The sequence below is a fragment of the Actinoplanes sp. NPDC049598 genome (genome assembly GCF_040675435.1).
Taxonomy (GTDB): domain Bacteria; phylum Actinomycetota; class Actinomycetes; order Mycobacteriales; family Micromonosporaceae; genus Actinoplanes.
The window spans coordinates 200,100-217,284 of sequence record NZ_JBFAOX010000006.1 but is presented as its reverse complement, the minus strand read 5'-3'; the positions used below and the strand labels follow the sequence as shown (position 1 = coordinate 217,284).

The window sequence follows — 17,185 nt, the reverse complement described above, 5'->3', positions numbered from 1 at the left end:
CATGACCGCACGACGCGCAGTGATCTCCGGGGCCAGCATCGCCGGGTTGTCGGCCGCCTTCTGGCTCCGGCGGACCGGCTGGGAGGTGACCGTCCTGGAGCGGACGCCGGAGTTCCGCGACGGTGGTCAGAACGTCGACGTGCGCGGGGTGGCCCGTGAGGTGCTCGACCGGATGGGCCTGTTCGACGCGGTCAAGGCGCAGAACACGACTGAGACCGGTACGGTCCTGGTCGACGCGAACGGCAAGGTGCGGGCCGAGCTGCCCTCCGACGGGCCGGACGGGGCCACGGCCGAGCTGGAGGTGCTGCGCGGCGATTTGGCCCGCACGATCCTCGACCACCTGCCCGAGGGCGTCGAGATCATCTACGGCGACACGATCGAGGACGAGTTCGTCACCACGGCCAACGGCCGGCGGATCGAGGCCGACCTGGTGGTCATCGCCGAGGGCGTACGCTCCGCCACCCGCGACCGCCTGTTCGGCGACGCCGTCGACCGCAAGGAGCTGGGCATCACGATGGTCTTCGGCACCATCCCGCGCACGCCGGCCGACGACGACCGCTGGCGCTGGTACAACGCCGTCGGCGGGCGCCAGGTCCACCTGCGGCCGGACAACCACGGCACGACCCGGGCGATCCTGTCCTACGCCCGCGGCGACGACCTGACCGGGCTCGACCGGCGTGAGGCCCTGGCCCGGCTGCGGGAGCGGTACCGCGACGCCGGCTGGGAGGCGCCCCGGATCCTGGACGGCTTCGACGCGTCGGACGACGTCTACATCGACCACCTCACCCAGATCCGGATGAGCACCTGGCACCGCGGCCGGGTCGTGCTGGCCGGCGACGCCGCCTGGTGCGTCACCCCGATGGGTGGCGGCGGCGCGTCTCTCGCCCTCACCAGCGGCTACGTTCTGGCCGCTTTCGCCGACAACCTCGACCGGTACGAGAAATGGATGCGCCCGCTCGTCGACGACGTGCAGAAGCTGCCGCCGGGCCTTGAGCACTTCGCCTATCCACAGAGCCGCTTCGGCCTGGCCGTGCGGGGCCTGCTGGACAAGGCGATCACCTCGTCGCTGCTGGCCCCGCTGACCGCCAAGCTCACACAGGTTGCGGAGACCGACCGGACGCTGCCAGAGATCTAGAGACGGAAAGGCTCCGGGCCTGGGCGCGGATCTCCGGCACGGCCGTGGTCTCCCACCGGGCGCCGCGGCGCAGCGGCCCGATCAGCCACAGGTTGTCCCGGGTCTGCCCGTCGGCGCCGATCAGGTGGCCGGCGTCGTCGATGTCGAGGCCCAATCCGTGCGGGCCGACCCGGGCCTGCCCGGCGTCGAGCAGCCCGCCCACGAAGGAGCCGGCCGCGGCCGGGAGACGACCGGGCCCGGCGCAGTTGATGACGGCGCCGAACCACTGGACGCCGGCCTCCAGCTCGACCAGCAGGCCACCGGCGGGCGGGGCCGTCATCGAGCGGATGCCACCGGCGCGGACCTCCAGGCGCCCCTCGGCCCGCAGCTCGGCCACGCGGGCCCCGACCGACGGGGCCATCCGGTGGCGGTGACACTCCCACGGGCGGGCCAGGTGGCGCAGGAACGCGTCCTGCTCGTCGGGGGTCAGGGCGGTCCAGAGCTGGTCGAGGTACGGGCGAAGGCCGTCGACCACGGCGCGCCAGTCACCGGCCCGGGCCGCCTCGGCCCGCACGGCGCGGACGACGTCGCGCAGGGTGGTGCAGTCGTCGAGGGCGAGCCCGACCGGCGGCGCGGCGACCGCGGTGTGGGTCAGCGGGAGCTGCCCGCGCCGGCTGACCGCGGTGATCGGGGCGTCGCGGTCACGGTCGGCGGTCAGCGTCAGCGCCACGTCGATCGCGGTGAGCCCGGCCCCGACCAGCATGACGGGTACGTCGGTGGGGATGGCGTCGAGCACGCCGGGCGCCCACGGGTCGGCGATGTAGTCGGGGTGGTCGGGGCGGGCCGCCGGCTGGGCCGGGGCCGGGTTGCCGGTGGCCACCACGATGTCGTCGGCGCGGACGGTCGAGCCGTCGTCGAGCTCCAGCCCGCCGGAGACGAGCCGGCGGGCCCGGGCCTGCAGGTGAGAGAACCGGTCGTTATGAGCAGCGGCAGTGGAGTCGAAGACCGACCGCAGGTAGCGGCCGTACTCCGTACGGGGACGGAAGTCGTCCGCGGCGCCGCCGGACCAGCGGGTGAAATGCCCGAGATCGTCGGGGTCGGCGCTCATGGCGCCGGCCCGCGAGTTGAGCAGATGCCACGGCCGGGCCGAGCCGTAGGCCAGGCCGCCGCCCGGCTCGTCCGGCTCGATCAGCACCACCCGGTCGTCGCCGCCGCGCAGCAGCTCCCGGGTGGCCAGCACGCCGGCGCAGCCGCCGCCGACGACCGCAACGGTCCGGTTAACCATGTAGGGAACCCCGATCAGGAGGACACGACGACAGCGGCGTCGTCGGCCAGACGGTATCCGAGGCCGTAGACCGTGGTGACGACCTCCGGGTCGGACAGTTTGGTGCGCAACCGGCTGACGTGGACGTCGACCGTGCGGTTGGTGGTGTGGGTGTGGCCCCAGACCTGGGCCAGCAGCTGGCTGCGGCTGAAGACCTGGCGCGGGTGCTGGGCCAGGAACAGCAGCAGGTCGTACTCGAGGCGGCTCAGGTCGAGCGGCTGGCCGTCGCGGGTCGCCGTGCGTGCCTGGGGGTCGAGGCGCAGCGCGTCCCCACCGGCGACGGGCTCGACGGCCACCTCGACGACCGAGCCGGCCGCGTCGACCAGGTCGCGTAGGGCGGCCAGGACCCGGTCGCGGCCGGCCCCGGCGCCCCCGGCGATGCTGATGGTCACCGTGACCGGTGGCTCGGCGATGTCGGGCACCGGCCGCAGGCGGGTGATGCGGGAGCGCGGCACGGACGGGTGGGCTACGGCGAGCGCGGACATGTGGGTCCTCCTCGGGGGTGTGTAGCGGCCGGTGGGCCGCTGGAATAATACATTTCCTATCTGTTCGATAGGCTAAAACACGCGCAGAGAGGGCAGGTTCACAACGATCGCCTCCTGCGTGGTGCGGGCGATCACCACCACCGCCTCGTTCGCCGGGTCCGGGTTCTCCTCGCGGTGCGGTACCCAGGGCGGGACGAAGACGTAGTCACCCGGCTTCGTCTCCAGCCTTTTCTCCGCGCCCGTCTGCTCGTCGAAGAAGACGAAGACCGGGTTGCCCTTCACCACGTAAATCGCGGTCTCCGACTCACCGTGGTGATGGTTGTCACTCGCGGTGGCGGCCGAGACGTGGGTCTCGCCCATCCACAGCGCCGAGCTGCCCACGGTCTTGCCGCTGATCGCCTCGACCCGGCGCATGCCGGTGGTCTGCGCGGTGTCGCCGGACAGCCCGGACGGCACGACATGGTGCAGCTTCCGGTGGAACTGGTCGGTCACGAGGCCTCCAGCGGCGGGTCGTAGGCACGGACCGGCGGCACCGGCCCGTCGTACCGGCTGATCTGCACCGAGGTCACCTGGCCGGTGCAGCCCTGGGCCAGCCGGGAGGTCCCGGCGTCCTCGGTCAGCGCGTTCGGGTTGCCGTGCACGCAGGTCGCGACCTCCGGCGCCGACGGGTCGAACCAGGCGCCGGTCGACAGCTGGGCCACCCCCGGACGGCACTCGTCGCTGAGCACGGCCCCGGCCAGCACGCTGCCGTGATCGTTGTGCAGGCGCACGATGTCGCCGTCGGCGATCCCCCGGGCGGCCGCGTCGGCCGGGTGCAGCCGCACCGGCTCGCGGCCGGACCGCTTCGCGGCCTGCGAGAAACCGCCCATGTCGAGCTGGGAGTGCAGGCGCGTGCGGGGCTGATTGCAGATCAACACCAGGTCGTACGCTCCGCCGCCCGCCCCGCTTTCGAAGATCGGGTAGCCCGGGCACTCGGGGTAGCCGAACCCGGCCACGGTCGCCGAATAGAGCTCGATGCGCCCGCTCGGCGTGTCCAGCGGCCGGCCGGCCCGGAAGTCGGCGAACAGCACGGTGTCATCGCGCCGCCCCGGCAACTCCATCTCGCCGTCGGCCCAGAACTCGTCGAACGGCTTCTTCGGCTCGGCGCGCCACCGCTCGTACATCTGGCGCAGCCACTCCCGGCTGGACCGGCCCTGGGTGAAGGCCTCGGCGTAGCCGAGCCGAGCGGCGAGATCGGCGAAGATGTCGTACTCGTCGCGGGCCTCGGCGAACGGCGCGGCGGCGGCCTGCATGGCGATCAGATGGGTGTCGCCGTGACTGGCCCCGACGTCGTCGCGCTCGAGCGTGGTGGTCACCGGCAGCACGATGTCGGCGTGGCGGGCGGTGGCCGTCCAGAACGGCTCCTGCACGATCACCGTCTCGGGCCGCTGGAACGCCCGGCGCAGCCGCGTGAGGTCCTGATGGTGGTGGAACGGGTTGCCGCCGGCCCAGTAGACGAGCTTGATGTCCGGGAACGTGTACGTGCCGCCGTCGTACTCGAACTGCTCGCCCGGCCCCAGCAGCAAGTCGGAGATCTTGGCGACCGGGATGAAGTCGGGCACCGGGTTCATCACCTGGGGAAAGGCCGGCAGGCCGTACGGCAGCTGGCCGCCCCCGGTGTTGCCGGACGACCCGTAACCGTGGCCGAAGCCGCCGCCCGGCAGGCCGATCTGCCCGAGCACCGCGGCCAGCGCGAGACCGGCCCAGAGCGGCTGCTCGCCGTACCGCGCCCGCTGCAGCGACCAGCTGACGGTGATGAAGGTGCGGCCCGCGGTCATCCGCCGGGCCAGGTCGACGACGGCCGCCTCGGGCACGCCGCAGATCTCCGCGGCCCGGGCCGGTGGCCAGTCGCGTACCGCCGCCAGGAACTTGTCGCCGCCGACCGTGAAGCGATCCAGGAAGTCGAGGTCGGCCCGCCCGTCCGCGGCGATCTGGTGGGCCAGGGCGAACATCAGCGCCACGTCGGTGCCGGGCCGGATCGCCAGCCACTCGCCGTTGTCACTGGTCAGGTCGTCGCGCAGGGGCGAGACCGAGACGATGTGGGCCTTGGCCGCGGCCAGGTGGCCGGCGAAATCATGGGTGGCGCGACCGCCCGGAGTCACCTCCGTGGTCGCGGCCCGCAGCCCGCCGAAGGCCACGATCAGGTCGGTGTGCTCGGCGATCACCGGCCAGTCGGTGCCCTGCGAGATCACCCGGGCTGCGCCGCGCTGGCCGACGATGTGCGGCAGAACGACCTCGGAGGCGCCGAAGCTGTAGGTGTTGCGCGATCTCGTGTAGCCGCCGCCGAGCGCGAGGAACCGGTGCAGCTGCGACTGCGCGTGATGGAAACGGCCGGCGCTGCCCCATCCGTACGACCCGGCGAAGATCGCGTTGTCGCCGTGCCGCTCGCGGGTGTCGCGCAGCGCCTCGGCCACCAGGTCAAGGGCCACGTCCCAGGCCACTTCGTCGTACGCGTCGTAGCCGCGGCCCTGCGAGCGGCGGCGGACCGACGGGCGGGCGACCCGGGCCCGGTGCCGCTGGGCGTCCTGGATGTTGCCGAGCAGGGGCGAGGGACGGGGGTCACCGGATCGCGGCGTGACGGTGCCGTCGGCCTCCACTCGGAAGGCCCCCCAATGCGAACTGTTCGACTTGGCTGCCACGCGACCACGATGCCACTGCCGTACGACAGAAATCGGGGGAGCGGACATGGGACCACCTTGCGGGCCGCAACACCTTCATGTCAACCATCCCCCCTAGGTTTACTAGGATATGGGAAGAGCATTGACATCTACGGGAGCCGGGACGCACGGTGGGGTCATGCGCCTCCCCTATCTCAAATGGTGGGCGCGACGTTCTTAGGAGACAACCGTGACCGTCAGTTCCCTCGTGGACGCCGATCTCTTCCGGGCCCTCCTGCGCCGCCACGCCGCTGCCGTCGTGGTCATCACCGCGCCCGGCGCGCCCGGCCAGGCCCCCGCCGGATTCACCGCCACCTCGTTCACCTCAGTCTCCCTCGACCCGCCGCTGGTGTCGTTCTGCCTGGCCCACACCGCCTCGGCCTGGCCCGCGGTCGCCGCCTCGGACGTGGTCGCCGTGCACGTGCTGACCCAGGAGCAGGAGCAGGTGGCCCGCACCTTCTCCACCAAGAACATCGACCGCTTCGCCACCCACGGCGCCTGGGAGCCCGGCCCCGGCGGCGTCCCCCTGCTCGACGGCGTCCTGGCCCGCATCGTCTGCCGCGTCGAACAACGCGTCGAGGCCGGCGACCACACCATCGTCCTGGCCACCCCCGAACACGGCTGGCACCACGAGGACCACACCGCCACCCCCCTCGTCTACCACGACGGCCGCTACACCCAGCTCGGCCGCGCCGCCTAGCCTCGCCCGGCGATCACCAAGCTCGACCGTCGGGCTGCCTGCACGCCGCGCCCTCGCCTGTCGCGCAGCTCGACCCTTCCGCCCCTCGCCCGTCGCGGGCTCCGGCTGGCGCTTCGCCTGAGTACCGTTGCGCCGGCACCATGCCGCCGCTCGCTTTCCGCCCCAACCAACCGCTCACATCGGGAGAGTCATGAGTCGAATCGTCGTCGTGTCCGGCAACCCCCGCCCCGGCTCGCGCACCTCGGTGCTCGCGAGCGCCGTCGGCGCCGCCCTGGCCGGCGCCGAGCAGCCGGCGGTCATCGAGGTCGGCGCGCTCGGGGCTGGGCTGCTGACACCCGGGGACGAGGCGACCGCCGCCGCCCTCGAGGCCATCAAGGGGGCCGAGGTGCTGGTGATCGCCACCCCGACCTACAAGGGCAGCTATACCGGCGTGCTCAAGGTTCTGCTCGACAACCTGCCGGCCCAGGCCCTGGCCGGCAAGCGCGCCGTGCCGGTGGTCACCGCCGGCATCGCCCCCCAGGCGGCCGCCGCCGAGGCCCTGCTGCGCCAACTGCTCACCGAACTCGGCGCAGACGTCGCGGCCGGCCTCCCGGTGGTCGAGTCCGACCTCCCGGAGACCCCCGCCATCGCCGAGAAATACGCCGCCGGCTTCGCCGCCTGAGAAGCCCACGATCCCGCGCCGCGAAGAAGCCACAGACACCGCGGCGCGGGAGGCCGCGGTGTCGCGACGCGCGAAGCAGGACCAACCCGGCGGCTCGGCGTGCTACTCGTGCGTCGGCACCAACCCCGCGGCTCGGCGTGCTACTCGTGCGTCGGCACCAACCCCGCGGCTCGAAGTGCCACCCGCGCGTCGGCACCGACGCCGCGCGAGGAGGTGCGACCCATGCAGCGCCTCGAAGCGCGACCACCACGGCGCTACCAACGCGGCGTGAGCAAGCGGGACCGCGGTGCAAAAACGGCGAGGCGGCGCGGCGAGACGCCCACACGCGGGATCGGTCGCTGTGAAAGATTTTCAGCTTTTACCCAGCTGGATTCTAGGTCGCTGAAAGGTGCCGGTCGTAATGTCGAAGACGGCTCGGACAGGGCATCCGCCCCGCCCGGCCGAGCCGGGCAACACACCGCACCCGGCCCCCGTCCCGTTCGTCGATGCCGTGCCCCCGGTCGTCGAACGGGACGGGTCGGCCAGCGCCCTCGAGTCCCTGCCCTCACCGACTCGCGTCGCCGGCCGGGCAACTCACCGGTCGCCATCGACCAGGCCCGCGCCAAGACCCGCGCCAAGGCCCGCCCGCCCGACATCGCACGTCCGAAACCGCCCGCCGCCGGTCCTGCGATACAGCGCCGGGGCAACTCTCGGCGGCTTGGATAGTTGACTACTGAGCGCCGAGCCCTAGGTCGGCCCGCGCGGTCAGCTTCGCCTGACGCGCTGGTCGCGGCAGATCCGTGCACTTGAGCGTTGACGCGATAATCCTTCATCGCGAATGGCGATATGCTGAAAGGGCGCGAGCCGGAAACGGGAAATTTTTCGAGACTGGCATGATCCTATAATGGCGCCGGCCGATCGGATGCGGGACAATTCTTGCATGCGAGGGCAGATCAGTTTAATCAGCCGGGCCGAGACGGCAGCGATGCGTGATCGTACCAAGGCGAAGAATTATTCTCCCTCGCGTGATGAATTCCGGCGTGCTCAGAAGAAACGCCGTGATTGGGGGCTTGCTCAGCGGCACAACGAGAAGCTGCGCCGCGAGTTCGGATCCGTGGAGGCGGCCCGGGCCGAGTTCGAGCGGTGCGCTCGTGAACGGCGGATGCCACAGCCGACGCACGGCGCGGCGAGCGCCGCCGCGCCGGTTGCGGTGACCATGACCGCCAGGCGGGCGCCGTTTGCCCCGGATCACGCCGCGTCCCGGCCGGCGGCATCCCCACCAGCATCATCCGAGCCGGCCTCATCCGCATTGGCATCGACCGCGCCGGTAGTGATCGAAACGGCGATACCCGAGCCTGCGCCCCACGGACCGGCCGCGATCGGGCGGGCCGTGGTTGAGCCGGCGGCTCACCGGACGATGACGGTGCATCCGGCCAGATCCAAGAGCGCGCACCGCCCGCTGGACAGCGTGGGAACGGCAGTATCCGAGACTGCACACGATGTGCTGGCCGCAGTGGAACCGGCGGTGGCTGACCGGGTGCCCCGCGCGCTGGCCGTGGTGGGGCCGGCGGTGGCTGGCCGGGTGCCCCGCGCGCTGGCCGTGGTGGGGCCGGCGGTGGCTGGCCGGGTGCCCCGCGCGCTGGCCGTGGTGGAGCCGGCGGTGGCTGGCCGGGTGCCCCGCGCGCTGGCCGTGGTGGAGCCGGCGGTGCCCGACCGGGTGCCCCGCGCGCCAGCCGTGGTGGGGCCGGCGAGGGCCCGACCGTGCACCCCACCCGCCGGGCGCGATGGAACCAGCGGCGCCCGACCCTGTACCCACCCGCCGGGCGCGATGCACTCAGCAGCGCCCGATCCCTCACCCGGCGCGACGGCATCGATCAAAGCGGAGCCGGCCCCGGCCGCGTGCGCCGAGTCTGTCGCCGGTGCGGGTGCCCCGGCGGCTACGTCCAGCTACGCCCAGCCGCTCGTTCGCGAGCATCAGGCCTGGGCAGCGACCCGATCCGCCGCCGTAGCGAGGGCGCGCGGCGAGACCGCTCATTCCTCCAAGCGGGCCCGACCCGGCCGACGGAAATTCGCAATGAACAGCCGGCCGGACGGCCGCCGGTGCGCCGAAACGGGGCACCTTCTTGGCACCCGAAGAAGCGCGCCGCGACCGGACCGGAATTTCTTTCCCGAGCGGGCGAGCGCGTACTCCCGAATGGATCGGCACAAGCATTTCCGAGAAAGGAGTCCGGCCGCGAACTGAGCGCGCTCAATGCGGCGGATTCGCGCGCCAGCAGGCTCAGCGTCGCTTCATGAGCGCGCATACGCGGGGTGGGGCGGATGCGGGGGCGGGTCGTTGGCAAACGGCGGCGGGGCGCCGGTCGATTGACTGGCGCCCCGCTGAGCGGTTGGGCTACTGGTCGGCGACCTCGATGGTGTAGGTGCGGATCACCTTGTTGCCCCAGCCGTCGGTGAAGGCGGCCGTGAAGGTGCCGGGGCCGGCGGTGGCCGGGACGCCCTGGATGACGCCGGTCGGCAGCAGGGACAGGCCGGCCGGGAGAGATCCGGCGGAGACCGACCAGGCGCCGGCGCGGCCGTCGGCGATGGTCAGGGCGGCGCTGTAGTCGGCGCCTACGGCGGCCGGGGGCATCACGATCGGGTTGATGACCGGGACGGTGTTGCGGATGGTCACCGACAGGGTGCGCGTCACTGCGTACGGCACGAAGTCGGTGAATTTGACGGTGACCTTGGCCGTGCCGCGGCCGGTGGGGGTGCCGGTGATGGCGCCGGCGGCGGAGAGCTTGAGGCCGGTGGGCAGGCGGCCCGCGGTGATCGACCAGGTGCCCTTGCGGGTGGCGGTCAGCGTGATCTTGGCAGGGCGGTTGGCCGCGACGACGACGCTGCTCGACTTGATCGACGGCTTGGCCGGGGGCTTGGGGACGAAGAGCAGGCGGTTGGGGGAGCCGTGGGCGTCGGTCACCTTGTTCTTGGTCGAGTAGGTGACCAGGTAGTTGCGGACCTGGGCCGGGCTCATCCCGGGGTTGGCGTCCAGGGCCAGCGCGGCCGCGCCGGCCGCGTGCGGGGAGGCCATCGACGTGCCGTCGAGGACGGCGCTGGCGGAGTTGCTCGAGGCGTACGAGGAGCGGATGCCGACCCCGGGCGCGAACAGGTCGAGCGACGGGCCGAAGTTGGAGAAGCCGGCCCGGCGGTCCCTGCTGTCGGTGGCGCCCACGGTGATGGCGGCGGGCAGACCGGCCGGGCTGGTGTTGGTGGCGTTGGCGTCCTCGTTGCCGGCCGCCACCACGTACGTCACGCCGGAGTTGATCGACGCCTGGATGCTGGCCTCGAGGGCCGGGCTGTAGGCGCCGCCCATGCTCATGTTGGCCACGGCCGGCTTGACCGCGTTGGCCGTGACCCAGTCGACGCCCTCGATGACCTGGGAGAGCGAGCCCTCGCCGGCGCAGTCGAGGACCCGGACGGCGACGATGCGCACCTTCTTGGCCACGCCGAAACGCGTACCGCCGATCGTGCCGGCCACGTGCGTGCCGTGACCGTTGCAGTCGGCGGCGAAGGTGTCGCCGTCGACGGCGTCGTAGCCGTAGGTGGCCCGGCCGCCGGCGAACTCGGAGTGGGTGATCCGGATGCCGGTGTCGATGACGTACGCGTGGACCGCGCTCCCGTCGTCGGTCGGCGTGAAGCTCTTGGACGGCTTGGTCACCCGCTGGTCGATGCGGTCGAGACCCCAGCCGGGGTTGCGCTGCGTGCCCTCGAGGTGCAGCATCCGGTCCTGCTCGACGGTGCGGACCTCGGGGTCGGCGGCGAGCCGGCGGGCCTGCCGGGCGCTCATCTCGGCCACGAAGACGCCGCCGCGGCCGGCCGCCATCGCCGCGACGTCGCCCTTGGGGGCGTTCCGGTCGAGCGTGACGATGTAGCGGCCGGGGATCGCGTTCGGGGCGCCGGCCCCGATGACCGATCCTTCGGGAGTGGTGGCCAGGGCGGGGACGGCCGGGCCGGAGACGGCGACGACGGCGGCGGTGACCAGGGTCCCGAGGGTTCGCTTGCGCATGCCGGTCCATCGGCCGCCGGACGGCCCGGTTGACGGCCGCCGGAGGATCACTCCGAGACGGCAACCAGATCAGCGGACCGGTCGGTCCGTAAATGGAAATAGGGCGGCCGGGTCCGGCGTTACTCCCATCGCGCCCGGCGAACCGCAAGGCCGGCGCGGAAAGAGGGAGCTCCCATGAAGGTCCGCAACTCGCTGCGCTCGCTCAAGAGCAAGCCCGGCAGCGTCGTCACCCGTCGCCGCGGCCGCCAGGTTGTGATCAACAAGAAGAACCCCCGCTGGAACGGCCGCCAGGGCTGAGCCCGCGGGTTGCGATGATCGTATAGCTTGGCCGTAGCCGTGAGGCCGAGCAGAGCAGGGCCGGAGATCCGCCGCCACGGATCTTCGGCCTTTCTGTTGGTCACTGCTTCAGAGCAGCCAGGGCCAGCCGTACGCGATTGGGGCTGCCCGTCTTGGCCATCAGCGCCGTGATGTGCGTCTTCACGGTCGTCACCCCGATGTGCAGGCGCTCGCCGATCTCGGCGTTGGACAGCCCCTCACCGACCAGGCGCAGGACGTCCTGCTCGCGCGCGGTGAGCCCCTCGACCGGCCTGGGCCGCTCGGTGCTCGCGGTGACCGCCCGGCGCACGAGGCGCTGCAAGATGTCCTGGCTGAACGGGCTGTCCCCGGCCGCGACCCGTCTGATCCCGTCCAGCAGCTCGGCCGGGGGCGCGTCCTTGAGCAGGAACCCGGCCGCGCCCGCGGTCAGCGCCGGGTACAGATGGTCGTCGTCGCCGAAGGTGGTCAGCACCAGGATCCGGGTGGCCGGCCGCCCGGCCAGGATGCGGCTGGTGGCGCTGATCCCGTCCACCCCGGGCATGCGCAGATCCATCACCACGACGTCCGGCGTCAGCCGCTCGGCCAGCGTGATCGCCTCCCGGCCGTCCCCAGCCTCGCCGACCACCTCCAGGTCGTTCTCGGCGTCGCAGAGCATCCGCAGTCCGGCCCGGATGAGTTGCTGATCGTCGACCAGCAGCACCCGGATCACGCCGGCGCTCCCTCGTGCTCGTGGGCCGGCAGCACGGCCCGTACCCGCCAGCCCGCGCCCACCGGGCCCGCGTGCAACTCGCCGCCGAGCACCGCGACGCGCTCGCGCATGCCGGTCAGGCCGTGGCCGCCGCCGGGTGGGGCCGGGGCCGGCGGGGTGCCGCCCTCGTCGGTCACTTCCCAGGTCACGTTCTCCTCCTCGACGCTCACGCGCAGCCGGGCCACGGCTCCGGTGCCGGCGTGTTTGGCCACGTTGGTCAGCGCCTCCTGGGTCAGCCGGAGCACGGCCATCGCGCGGACGGCATCGAGGCCGCCCACCGCCGGGTCGATGTCGGCTTCCACGGTGAGGCCGGTCCGGCGGGCCCGATCCACGGCCGCTCCCAGCGCGGCGGGCAGCGACCCGGGGTCGATGGCCGTGAACGCCGCGTCACCGCGTACCGCCGAAGGGTCTCGCAGGACCGCGACCAGGCGACGCAGATCAGCCAGGGCGGTCGTGCCCGTGCCGTGGACGTCGTTGAGGACCGCGGCGATCCGCGGGTCGAGGTCGGGCACGACGTGGCGGGCCACGCCGACCCGCAGCACCATCGAGGCGACGTGATGGGCCACGACGTCGTGCAGCTCGCGGGCGATGGCGCTGCGCTCGTCGGCCCGGTCGGCCCGCGCCTCCGACTCGCGCCGGAGCTGCTCCTCGGCCATCCGGCGGCGGCCCTGCTCGCCCAGCTCGTGGCTCGCGCGCACGACCAGCCCGAGCAGCAGCGGCACCCCGGTCGCGACGAGCAGGGTCACCCAGCCCTCGTCGCCGGCCGCCAGGTGGACGGCGAGCACGAGTCCGGCGCCGAGCCAGTACGTCCGGGGCCGGGCGCTCCAGGCGACCAGCTCGGCCAGGGCCCAGCCGGCGCCGACCACGTTGATCGTCGGATCGTCGGTGACCAGGAAGGCGGCGACGAGCAGGCCGGTCTGCGTCAGCAGGCTGATCAGCGGCCATCGGAGCAACGCCAGGATCGCGGCGAAAGCAGCGAAGGCCAGCACCAGTTGCGCCACGGTCGGCTTGCCGGTCGTGTTGAAGAACAGGTAACCGATCCCGCTCAGGTCGAGCAGGACCAGCCGGAGCCACATGTCCCGCCGGTCGAAGAGACGCTCCACCCAGCCCATGCCGGTCAGCCTAAGCGCCCTTCCGGACGACCGCGGTGACCGCGAGGGCCGTCCCGCCGATCAAGATCCCCACGGCGGCCAGGGTCAGCGCGTCCGGGGACAGCAGCGGCTGGCCGCGCAGGGCCTGCCAGGTCAAGGTCAAGGTCATCAGGCCGTACGCGGTGGCCGCGATCAGCAGCAGGCGGAGGCGCTGCCGGGTCGCGAGCCGGGAGTGGCCCAGCAGGAAGGCGAGCAGCGGCAGGGCCTGCAGGCCGTGCATCCCGACGAAGTGGCCGATGCGCAGGTCACCGCCGGTGGTGCTCCACCCGGTCAGCGGCAGGCCCGGCCCGCCGTCGGGCACGCCGACCGCGTGGGCGCCGCTGACTCCGGCGATCCCGGTGTCCATCGGCATGACCATCGGCACCGCGGCCAGGAAGCCCAGCACGGCCAGGCCCAGGCCCAGGCCGATGCCGTAGGCCGCGACCTTGTCCGGGATGCGCTGCCGCAGGGCGACCACGGCGAACACCAGATGCGCGACGAACAACACCATGATGGACGCGCTCATCATCGACCAGAGCGTGCTGTCGAACGGGGTCGTGTCGTTGTAGTGGCTCCGGTGCCCGCGGGCGGCCTGGAACGTGATGACCGCGATCTCGACGACCAGGGCGGCCACGATGACGGTGGCCGACCACTCGGCGAGGCGGCTGCGGCGGGGGAGGACCGAGAGGATCCAGGCCAGGGTGAAGCCGTAGACGGCGATGCTGACCGAGAACTTGAACGGCTTCGACCAGACGTTGGCGCCGAGCAGGGCGCGGTCGTCGAGGACGAGCCCCACCAGCGTGACGAGCACCAGCACGGTCATCGCGGCGGTGAGCGCCAGCAGCGGGCGGTGCCAGTGCCGGACGTCGGGGCGGAGCGCGGTGATAGTCATGCTTCGCAGCCTTGCGGGCTTCGACCGGCGTCTCTTCCGTCCGCGGGCCGAGTGGTGGCCCCGGGTCGGAGGCGGCCTCCTACCGGGGTAGGAGAGGATGACGCCCGTGATCACGTTTCCCGCCGACGCGTCCGGTCGTCCCAGCAGCTCGGCCTTCGGGCGGTCGGTGGTCGCGGACGCGCTCCGGGCCGTCTCCCCGGCGGCCGCCGACGCCGCCGCCCGAGAGTCCGATTGGCGACGCGGCTACCTGCGGCACTTCCGGGAGCTCGTCGCGGCCGGGGCCACGGACGGCTACGAGATCGCCGCGGCCGGGCTGGCCTCGGTCCAGGAGCGGATGCCGGTCCCGGTCGAGCCGGCCGCCGGGCCGCTGGAGGTGATCACCGTCGAGGGTGGCGAGAAGCCCACCCGCGAGGTCGCCATCCCGTACCGGGGCGAGCTTCTGCGCGGCGCGGCCCTGGATCGTCAGCTGGACAGATGGGTCACGGCCGGCGTCATTGAGGACTCGGCGGCCGAGGCGGTACGGGCCGTGGCCGCCCACCCGGACTGGCTCGACCTGACCGACCAGCAGCTGGTCGTCCTGGGCGCCGGGGCCGAGATGGGCCCGCTGCCGGCCGTGCTCGAGTGGGGCGCCACGGTCATCGGCGTCGACCTGCCGCGGGTCGAGGAGCGGATCTCCGCCCTGGCCGCGAAATCCGCGGGCCGCCTCATCATCCCGCGCGGCGTCGACCTGCTGGCGGACATCGGGCCCCTCGCGCACTGGCTCGCCGAGCGGCCCGCCGGCCGGCTCACCGTCGGGAACTACGTCTACGCCCCGGGCGCGGCCTACCCCCGGCTGTCGATCGCCGTGGACGCGCTGGTGGCCTACCTCCAGGGTGTGCGCAACGATGTCGCCCTGGCCTTCCTCGCCACCCCGACCGATGTCTTCGCCGTGCCGCCGTCGGCGGTCGCGCAGTCGGCCGAGCGCTTCGAGCGGCGGTCCCGCGCGGCCCGGGTGACCGCCGCGCTTTCCGGCGGGCGGCTGCTGCAGCCCAACTACGCCGGCGACAACATCAACGACAGCCTCGTCCCGCAGCAGGGGCCCAACTACGCGATCGCCAAGCGGATCCAGCGGTGGCGGGCCACCCTGGCCCGGCGCGACGGCGTGGTCAGTTTCTCGGTCGCGCCGCCGGCGCGGACGAAGTCGGTCGTCGCCAACCGCATCCTGGCCGCCGCCTACGCCGGGGCGCACCTGTTCGACGTCGAGGTCTTCGAGCCCGACACCGCCAACCGCCTGATGGCCGTCCTGATGGTCCACCAGCTGCGGAACCCGCGGCCGGCCGCCGCCGAGGCCTGGCAGGACGAGGCGATCGGGGCCGCGCACGGCGGCCTGTGGCGGACCGCCTACCACCCGCGTACGGCCCTGGGCCTGGCCGCGGTCCGCGGCTTCATGCCTCCCCGTGGATCCGCCCCTCGACAGCCGTGAGGCGGGCGCCTGACCCGCCCCAGCGCAACGCGACGATCTCGGCCGCGATGCTGACCGCGGTCTCCTCCGGCGTGCGCGCGCCCAGGTCGAGCCCGACCGGCGACGCCAGGCGGGCCAGCTCGTCCTCGGTCAGCCCGGTCTCCTCGAGCCGCTTGAGCCGGTCGTCGTGCGTACGGCGGGAGCCCATCGCCCCCACGTAGGCCACCGGCAGCCGCAGCGCGACCTCCAGCACCGGCACGTCGAACTTCGGGTCGTGGGTCAGGACACACAGGACGGTCCGCCCGTCGATGCGCCCGGCCTCGGCCTCGGCCGCCAGGTAGCGGTGCGGCCAGTCGACCACCACCTCGTCGGCCGACGGGAAACGCCGGGCCGTGGCGAACACGGGCCGGGCGTCGCACACCGTCACGTGATAGCCGAGGAACGACCCGATCCGCGCCGTCGCCGCCGCGTGGTCGGTCGCGCCGAACACGAACATCCGGGCCGGCGGCGCGAACGACCCCACCAGCACCGACAGCCCCTCGCCGCGGCGCTCACCGTTCGGCCCGTACTGCAGCAGCCCGGTCCGCCCCGCGGCCAGCAGCCCGCGCCCGTCGTCGGTGGCCGCGTCGTCGATCCGGTTGCCGCCGAGCGTTCCCGTCCGCCCCTCCGGCGTGATCAGCAGATGCCGGGCGGTCGTCTCCTCCAGCCGGGTCAGCAGCGCCACCGGCTCGTTCGCCTGGATCGCCGCGGCCAGCTGCGGCAGCTGCGGGAACGACTCCCAGTCGACCCGCTCGATCAGCAGCTCGATGGTGCCGCCACAGGTCAGGCCCACTTCGAACGCGTCGTCGTCGCTCACCCCGAAGCGGACCGTGCGTGCCTCACCGGTCTCGGCCGCCTCCCGGCAGAGCTCGTAGACCGCGCCCTCCACACACCCGCCCGACACGCTGCCGGCCACCGTGCCGTCCGGCCCCACGGCCATCGCCGCCCCCGGCTGGCGGGGCGCGCTCGACCAGGTCGCGGTCACCGTGGCCAGCCCGGCCGGCTCGCCCTCCTGCCACCAGCGGAGCAGGCTGTCCAGCACGTCACGCATGAGGATTCAACTCCGGAACGTCGAGGTCGAGGTCGTCGGCTACGTCACCCACAGCGACCACCCGCACCTGGTCTTTGTGGGCCCGCAGGTAGTCCCTGGCTCCGGAATCCCCCGTGGCGGTGGCCGCCACACCTGCCCAGTGGTTCCGCCCGAGCAGCACCGGATGCCCCCGCCGCCCGTCGTACCCGCCCATGACCAGCGCGTCTTCGCTCGCGTAAGCAGTGACCCGGCGTACCGCCTCGGCCGAGACACCCGGCATATCGACCAAAAGCATCACTGCGGCGTGGGCGTCGGCCGCCCGCAGGCCGGTCTTCAGCGAGGAGGCCAGGCCACTGTCCCAGTCGGGGTTGATCACGACCCCCGGCAGATCCGGCGCTTCGCGTTGCACGCGTTCCGCCTCTGCCCCTAGAACCACGACGATCTGCGACACCCCGGCTGCTTTCAAGGTGCTCACCGCTCGCTCGACGAGCATCTGATCGTTGAATCGCACGAGCGCCTTGGGCATGCCGTACCGGCGCCCCGCGCCCGCCGCCAGCACCACCCCGGCCACCGTCACACCTCAAGC

General features: G+C 72.8%; 15 protein-coding genes. 5 read left to right on the top strand and 10 right to left on the bottom strand.

Annotation, left to right across the window (positions count from 1 at the left end; translation table 11 throughout):
• Position 1 precedes the first annotated feature (1 nt).
• Positions 2-1,135 (top strand): FAD-dependent monooxygenase, encoded by a 1,134-nt coding sequence (locus AB0J66_RS16515; protein ID WP_364660659.1) that lies wholly within the window; start codon positions 2-4, stop codon positions 1,133-1,135.
• On the opposite strand, the gene AB0J66_RS16510 is transcribed toward AB0J66_RS16515, so the two are convergent.
• From AB0J66_RS16510 to AB0J66_RS16495, 4 genes are all read right to left on the bottom strand, one after another.
• Positions 1,092-2,399 (bottom strand): FAD/NAD(P)-binding protein, encoded by a 1,308-nt coding sequence (locus tag AB0J66_RS16510; RefSeq protein ID WP_364660656.1) that lies wholly within the window; start codon positions 2,397-2,399, stop codon positions 1,092-1,094. The two genes, AB0J66_RS16515 and AB0J66_RS16510, sit on opposite strands and share 44 nt — an antisense overlap.
• Positions 2,400-2,413: 14 nt before the next feature.
• Positions 2,414-2,923 (bottom strand): winged helix-turn-helix domain-containing protein, encoded by a 510-nt coding sequence (locus tag AB0J66_RS16505; protein WP_364660653.1) that lies wholly within the window; start codon positions 2,921-2,923, stop codon positions 2,414-2,416.
• Between the two features lie 72 nt (positions 2,924-2,995).
• The gene (locus AB0J66_RS16500) at positions 2,996-3,415 is read right to left on the bottom strand and encodes a cupin domain-containing protein (RefSeq protein ID WP_364660651.1); all 420 of its coding nucleotides are present in this window, start codon (positions 3,413-3,415) and stop codon (positions 2,996-2,998) included.
• Entirely contained in the window at positions 3,412-5,601 is a 2,190-nt protein-coding gene (locus AB0J66_RS16495) for a molybdopterin-dependent oxidoreductase (RefSeq protein ID WP_364660648.1), read from the bottom strand. Before AB0J66_RS16495 ends, AB0J66_RS16500 begins: the two co-directional genes overlap by 4 nt.
• A gap of 208 nt (positions 5,602-5,809) precedes the next feature.
• On the opposite strand from AB0J66_RS16495, the gene AB0J66_RS16490 reads away from it, so the two are divergent.
• Both AB0J66_RS16490 and AB0J66_RS16485 read left to right on the top strand, forming a co-directional pair.
• A complete protein-coding gene (locus AB0J66_RS16490; protein ID WP_364660645.1) occupies positions 5,810-6,319 on the top strand; it encodes a flavin reductase family protein in 510 nt (169 codons plus the stop codon).
• Between the two features lie 190 nt (positions 6,320-6,509).
• Positions 6,510-6,980 carry an NAD(P)H-dependent oxidoreductase gene (locus AB0J66_RS16485; protein WP_364660643.1) on the top strand — a complete coding sequence of 157 codons (471 nt, stop codon included), beginning with the start codon at positions 6,510-6,512 and terminating at the stop codon, positions 6,978-6,980.
• Positions 6,981-9,351: 2,371 nt separating this feature from the next.
• Here AB0J66_RS16485 and AB0J66_RS16480 read toward each other — a convergent pair.
• A complete protein-coding gene (locus AB0J66_RS16480; protein WP_364660640.1) occupies positions 9,352-11,004 on the bottom strand; it encodes a S8 family serine peptidase in 1,653 nt (550 codons plus the stop codon).
• Positions 11,005-11,178: 174 nt separating this feature from the next.
• On the opposite strand from AB0J66_RS16480, the gene AB0J66_RS16475 reads away from it, so the two are divergent.
• Positions 11,179-11,301 (top strand): ribosomal protein bL36, encoded by a 123-nt coding sequence (locus tag AB0J66_RS16475; RefSeq protein WP_127501833.1) that lies wholly within the window; start codon positions 11,179-11,181, stop codon positions 11,299-11,301.
• A gap of 100 nt (positions 11,302-11,401) precedes the next feature.
• Here the strand turns inward: AB0J66_RS16475 and AB0J66_RS16470 are convergent, their stop codons facing one another.
• The 3 genes from AB0J66_RS16470 to AB0J66_RS16460 are packed head-to-tail and all read right to left on the bottom strand — an operon-like array spanning position 11,402 to position 14,089.
• A complete protein-coding gene (locus AB0J66_RS16470; protein WP_364660637.1) occupies positions 11,402-12,028 on the bottom strand; it encodes a response regulator transcription factor in 627 nt (208 codons plus the stop codon).
• On the bottom strand, positions 12,025-13,179 hold the full coding sequence (locus AB0J66_RS16465) for a histidine kinase (RefSeq protein ID WP_364660634.1): 1,155 nt from the start codon (positions 13,177-13,179) through the stop codon (positions 12,025-12,027). Before AB0J66_RS16465 ends, AB0J66_RS16470 begins: the two co-directional genes overlap by 4 nt.
• A 10-nt stretch (positions 13,180-13,189) precedes the next feature.
• The gene (locus tag AB0J66_RS16460) at positions 13,190-14,089 is read right to left on the bottom strand and encodes a hypothetical protein (RefSeq protein WP_364660631.1); all 900 of its coding nucleotides are present in this window, start codon (positions 14,087-14,089) and stop codon (positions 13,190-13,192) included.
• A 97-nt stretch (positions 14,090-14,186) separates the two neighbouring features.
• Here AB0J66_RS16460 and AB0J66_RS16455 point away from each other — a divergent pair, with 97 nt between their 5' ends.
• Positions 14,187-15,551 carry a hypothetical protein gene (locus AB0J66_RS16455; protein WP_364660629.1) on the top strand — a complete coding sequence of 455 codons (1,365 nt, stop codon included), beginning with the start codon at positions 14,187-14,189 and terminating at the stop codon, positions 15,549-15,551.
• On the opposite strand, the gene AB0J66_RS16450 is transcribed toward AB0J66_RS16455, so the two are convergent.
• On the bottom strand, positions 15,514-16,620 hold the full coding sequence (locus AB0J66_RS16450) for an XdhC family protein (RefSeq protein WP_364660626.1): 1,107 nt from the start codon (positions 16,618-16,620) through the stop codon (positions 15,514-15,516). The genes AB0J66_RS16455 and AB0J66_RS16450 overlap by 38 nt on opposite strands.
• Positions 16,613-17,176 carry a nucleotidyltransferase family protein gene (locus AB0J66_RS16445; RefSeq protein WP_364660623.1) on the bottom strand — a complete coding sequence of 188 codons (564 nt, stop codon included), beginning with the start codon at positions 17,174-17,176 and terminating at the stop codon, positions 16,613-16,615. The genes AB0J66_RS16450 and AB0J66_RS16445 overlap by 8 nt, the downstream gene beginning before the upstream one ends.
• Positions 17,177-17,185: the final 9 nt, after the last annotated feature.

What these genes read in the sequence shown, in the direction of transcription:
- AB0J66_RS16505 (WP_364660653.1), bottom strand. Translation starts at nt 2,923, where the DNA reads ATGTCCGCGCTCGCCGTAGCCCACCCGTCCGTGCCGCGCTCCCGCATC.
- AB0J66_RS16515 (WP_364660659.1), top strand. Translation starts at nt 2, where the DNA reads ATGACCGCACGACGCGCAGTGATCTCCGGGGCCAGCATCGCCGGGTTG.
- AB0J66_RS16480 (WP_364660640.1), bottom strand. Translation starts at nt 11,004, where the DNA reads ATGCGCAAGCGAACCCTCGGGACCCTGGTCACCGCCGCCGTCGTCGCC.
- AB0J66_RS16485 (WP_364660643.1), top strand. Translation starts at nt 6,510, where the DNA reads ATGAGTCGAATCGTCGTCGTGTCCGGCAACCCCCGCCCCGGCTCGCGC.
- AB0J66_RS16455 (WP_364660629.1), top strand. Translation starts at nt 14,187, where the DNA reads ATGACGCCCGTGATCACGTTTCCCGCCGACGCGTCCGGTCGTCCCAGC.
- AB0J66_RS16460 (WP_364660631.1), bottom strand. Translation starts at nt 14,089, where the DNA reads ATGACTATCACCGCGCTCCGCCCCGACGTCCGGCACTGGCACCGCCCG.
- AB0J66_RS16465 (WP_364660634.1), bottom strand. Translation starts at nt 13,179, where the DNA reads ATGGGCTGGGTGGAGCGTCTCTTCGACCGGCGGGACATGTGGCTCCGG.
- AB0J66_RS16450 (WP_364660626.1), bottom strand. Translation starts at nt 16,620, where the DNA reads ATGCGTGACGTGCTGGACAGCCTGCTCCGCTGGTGGCAGGAGGGCGAG.
- AB0J66_RS16475 (WP_127501833.1), top strand. Translation starts at nt 11,179, where the DNA reads ATGAAGGTCCGCAACTCGCTGCGCTCGCTCAAGAGCAAGCCCGGCAGC.
- AB0J66_RS16510 (WP_364660656.1), bottom strand. Translation starts at nt 2,399, where the DNA reads ATGGTTAACCGGACCGTTGCGGTCGTCGGCGGCGGCTGCGCCGGCGTG.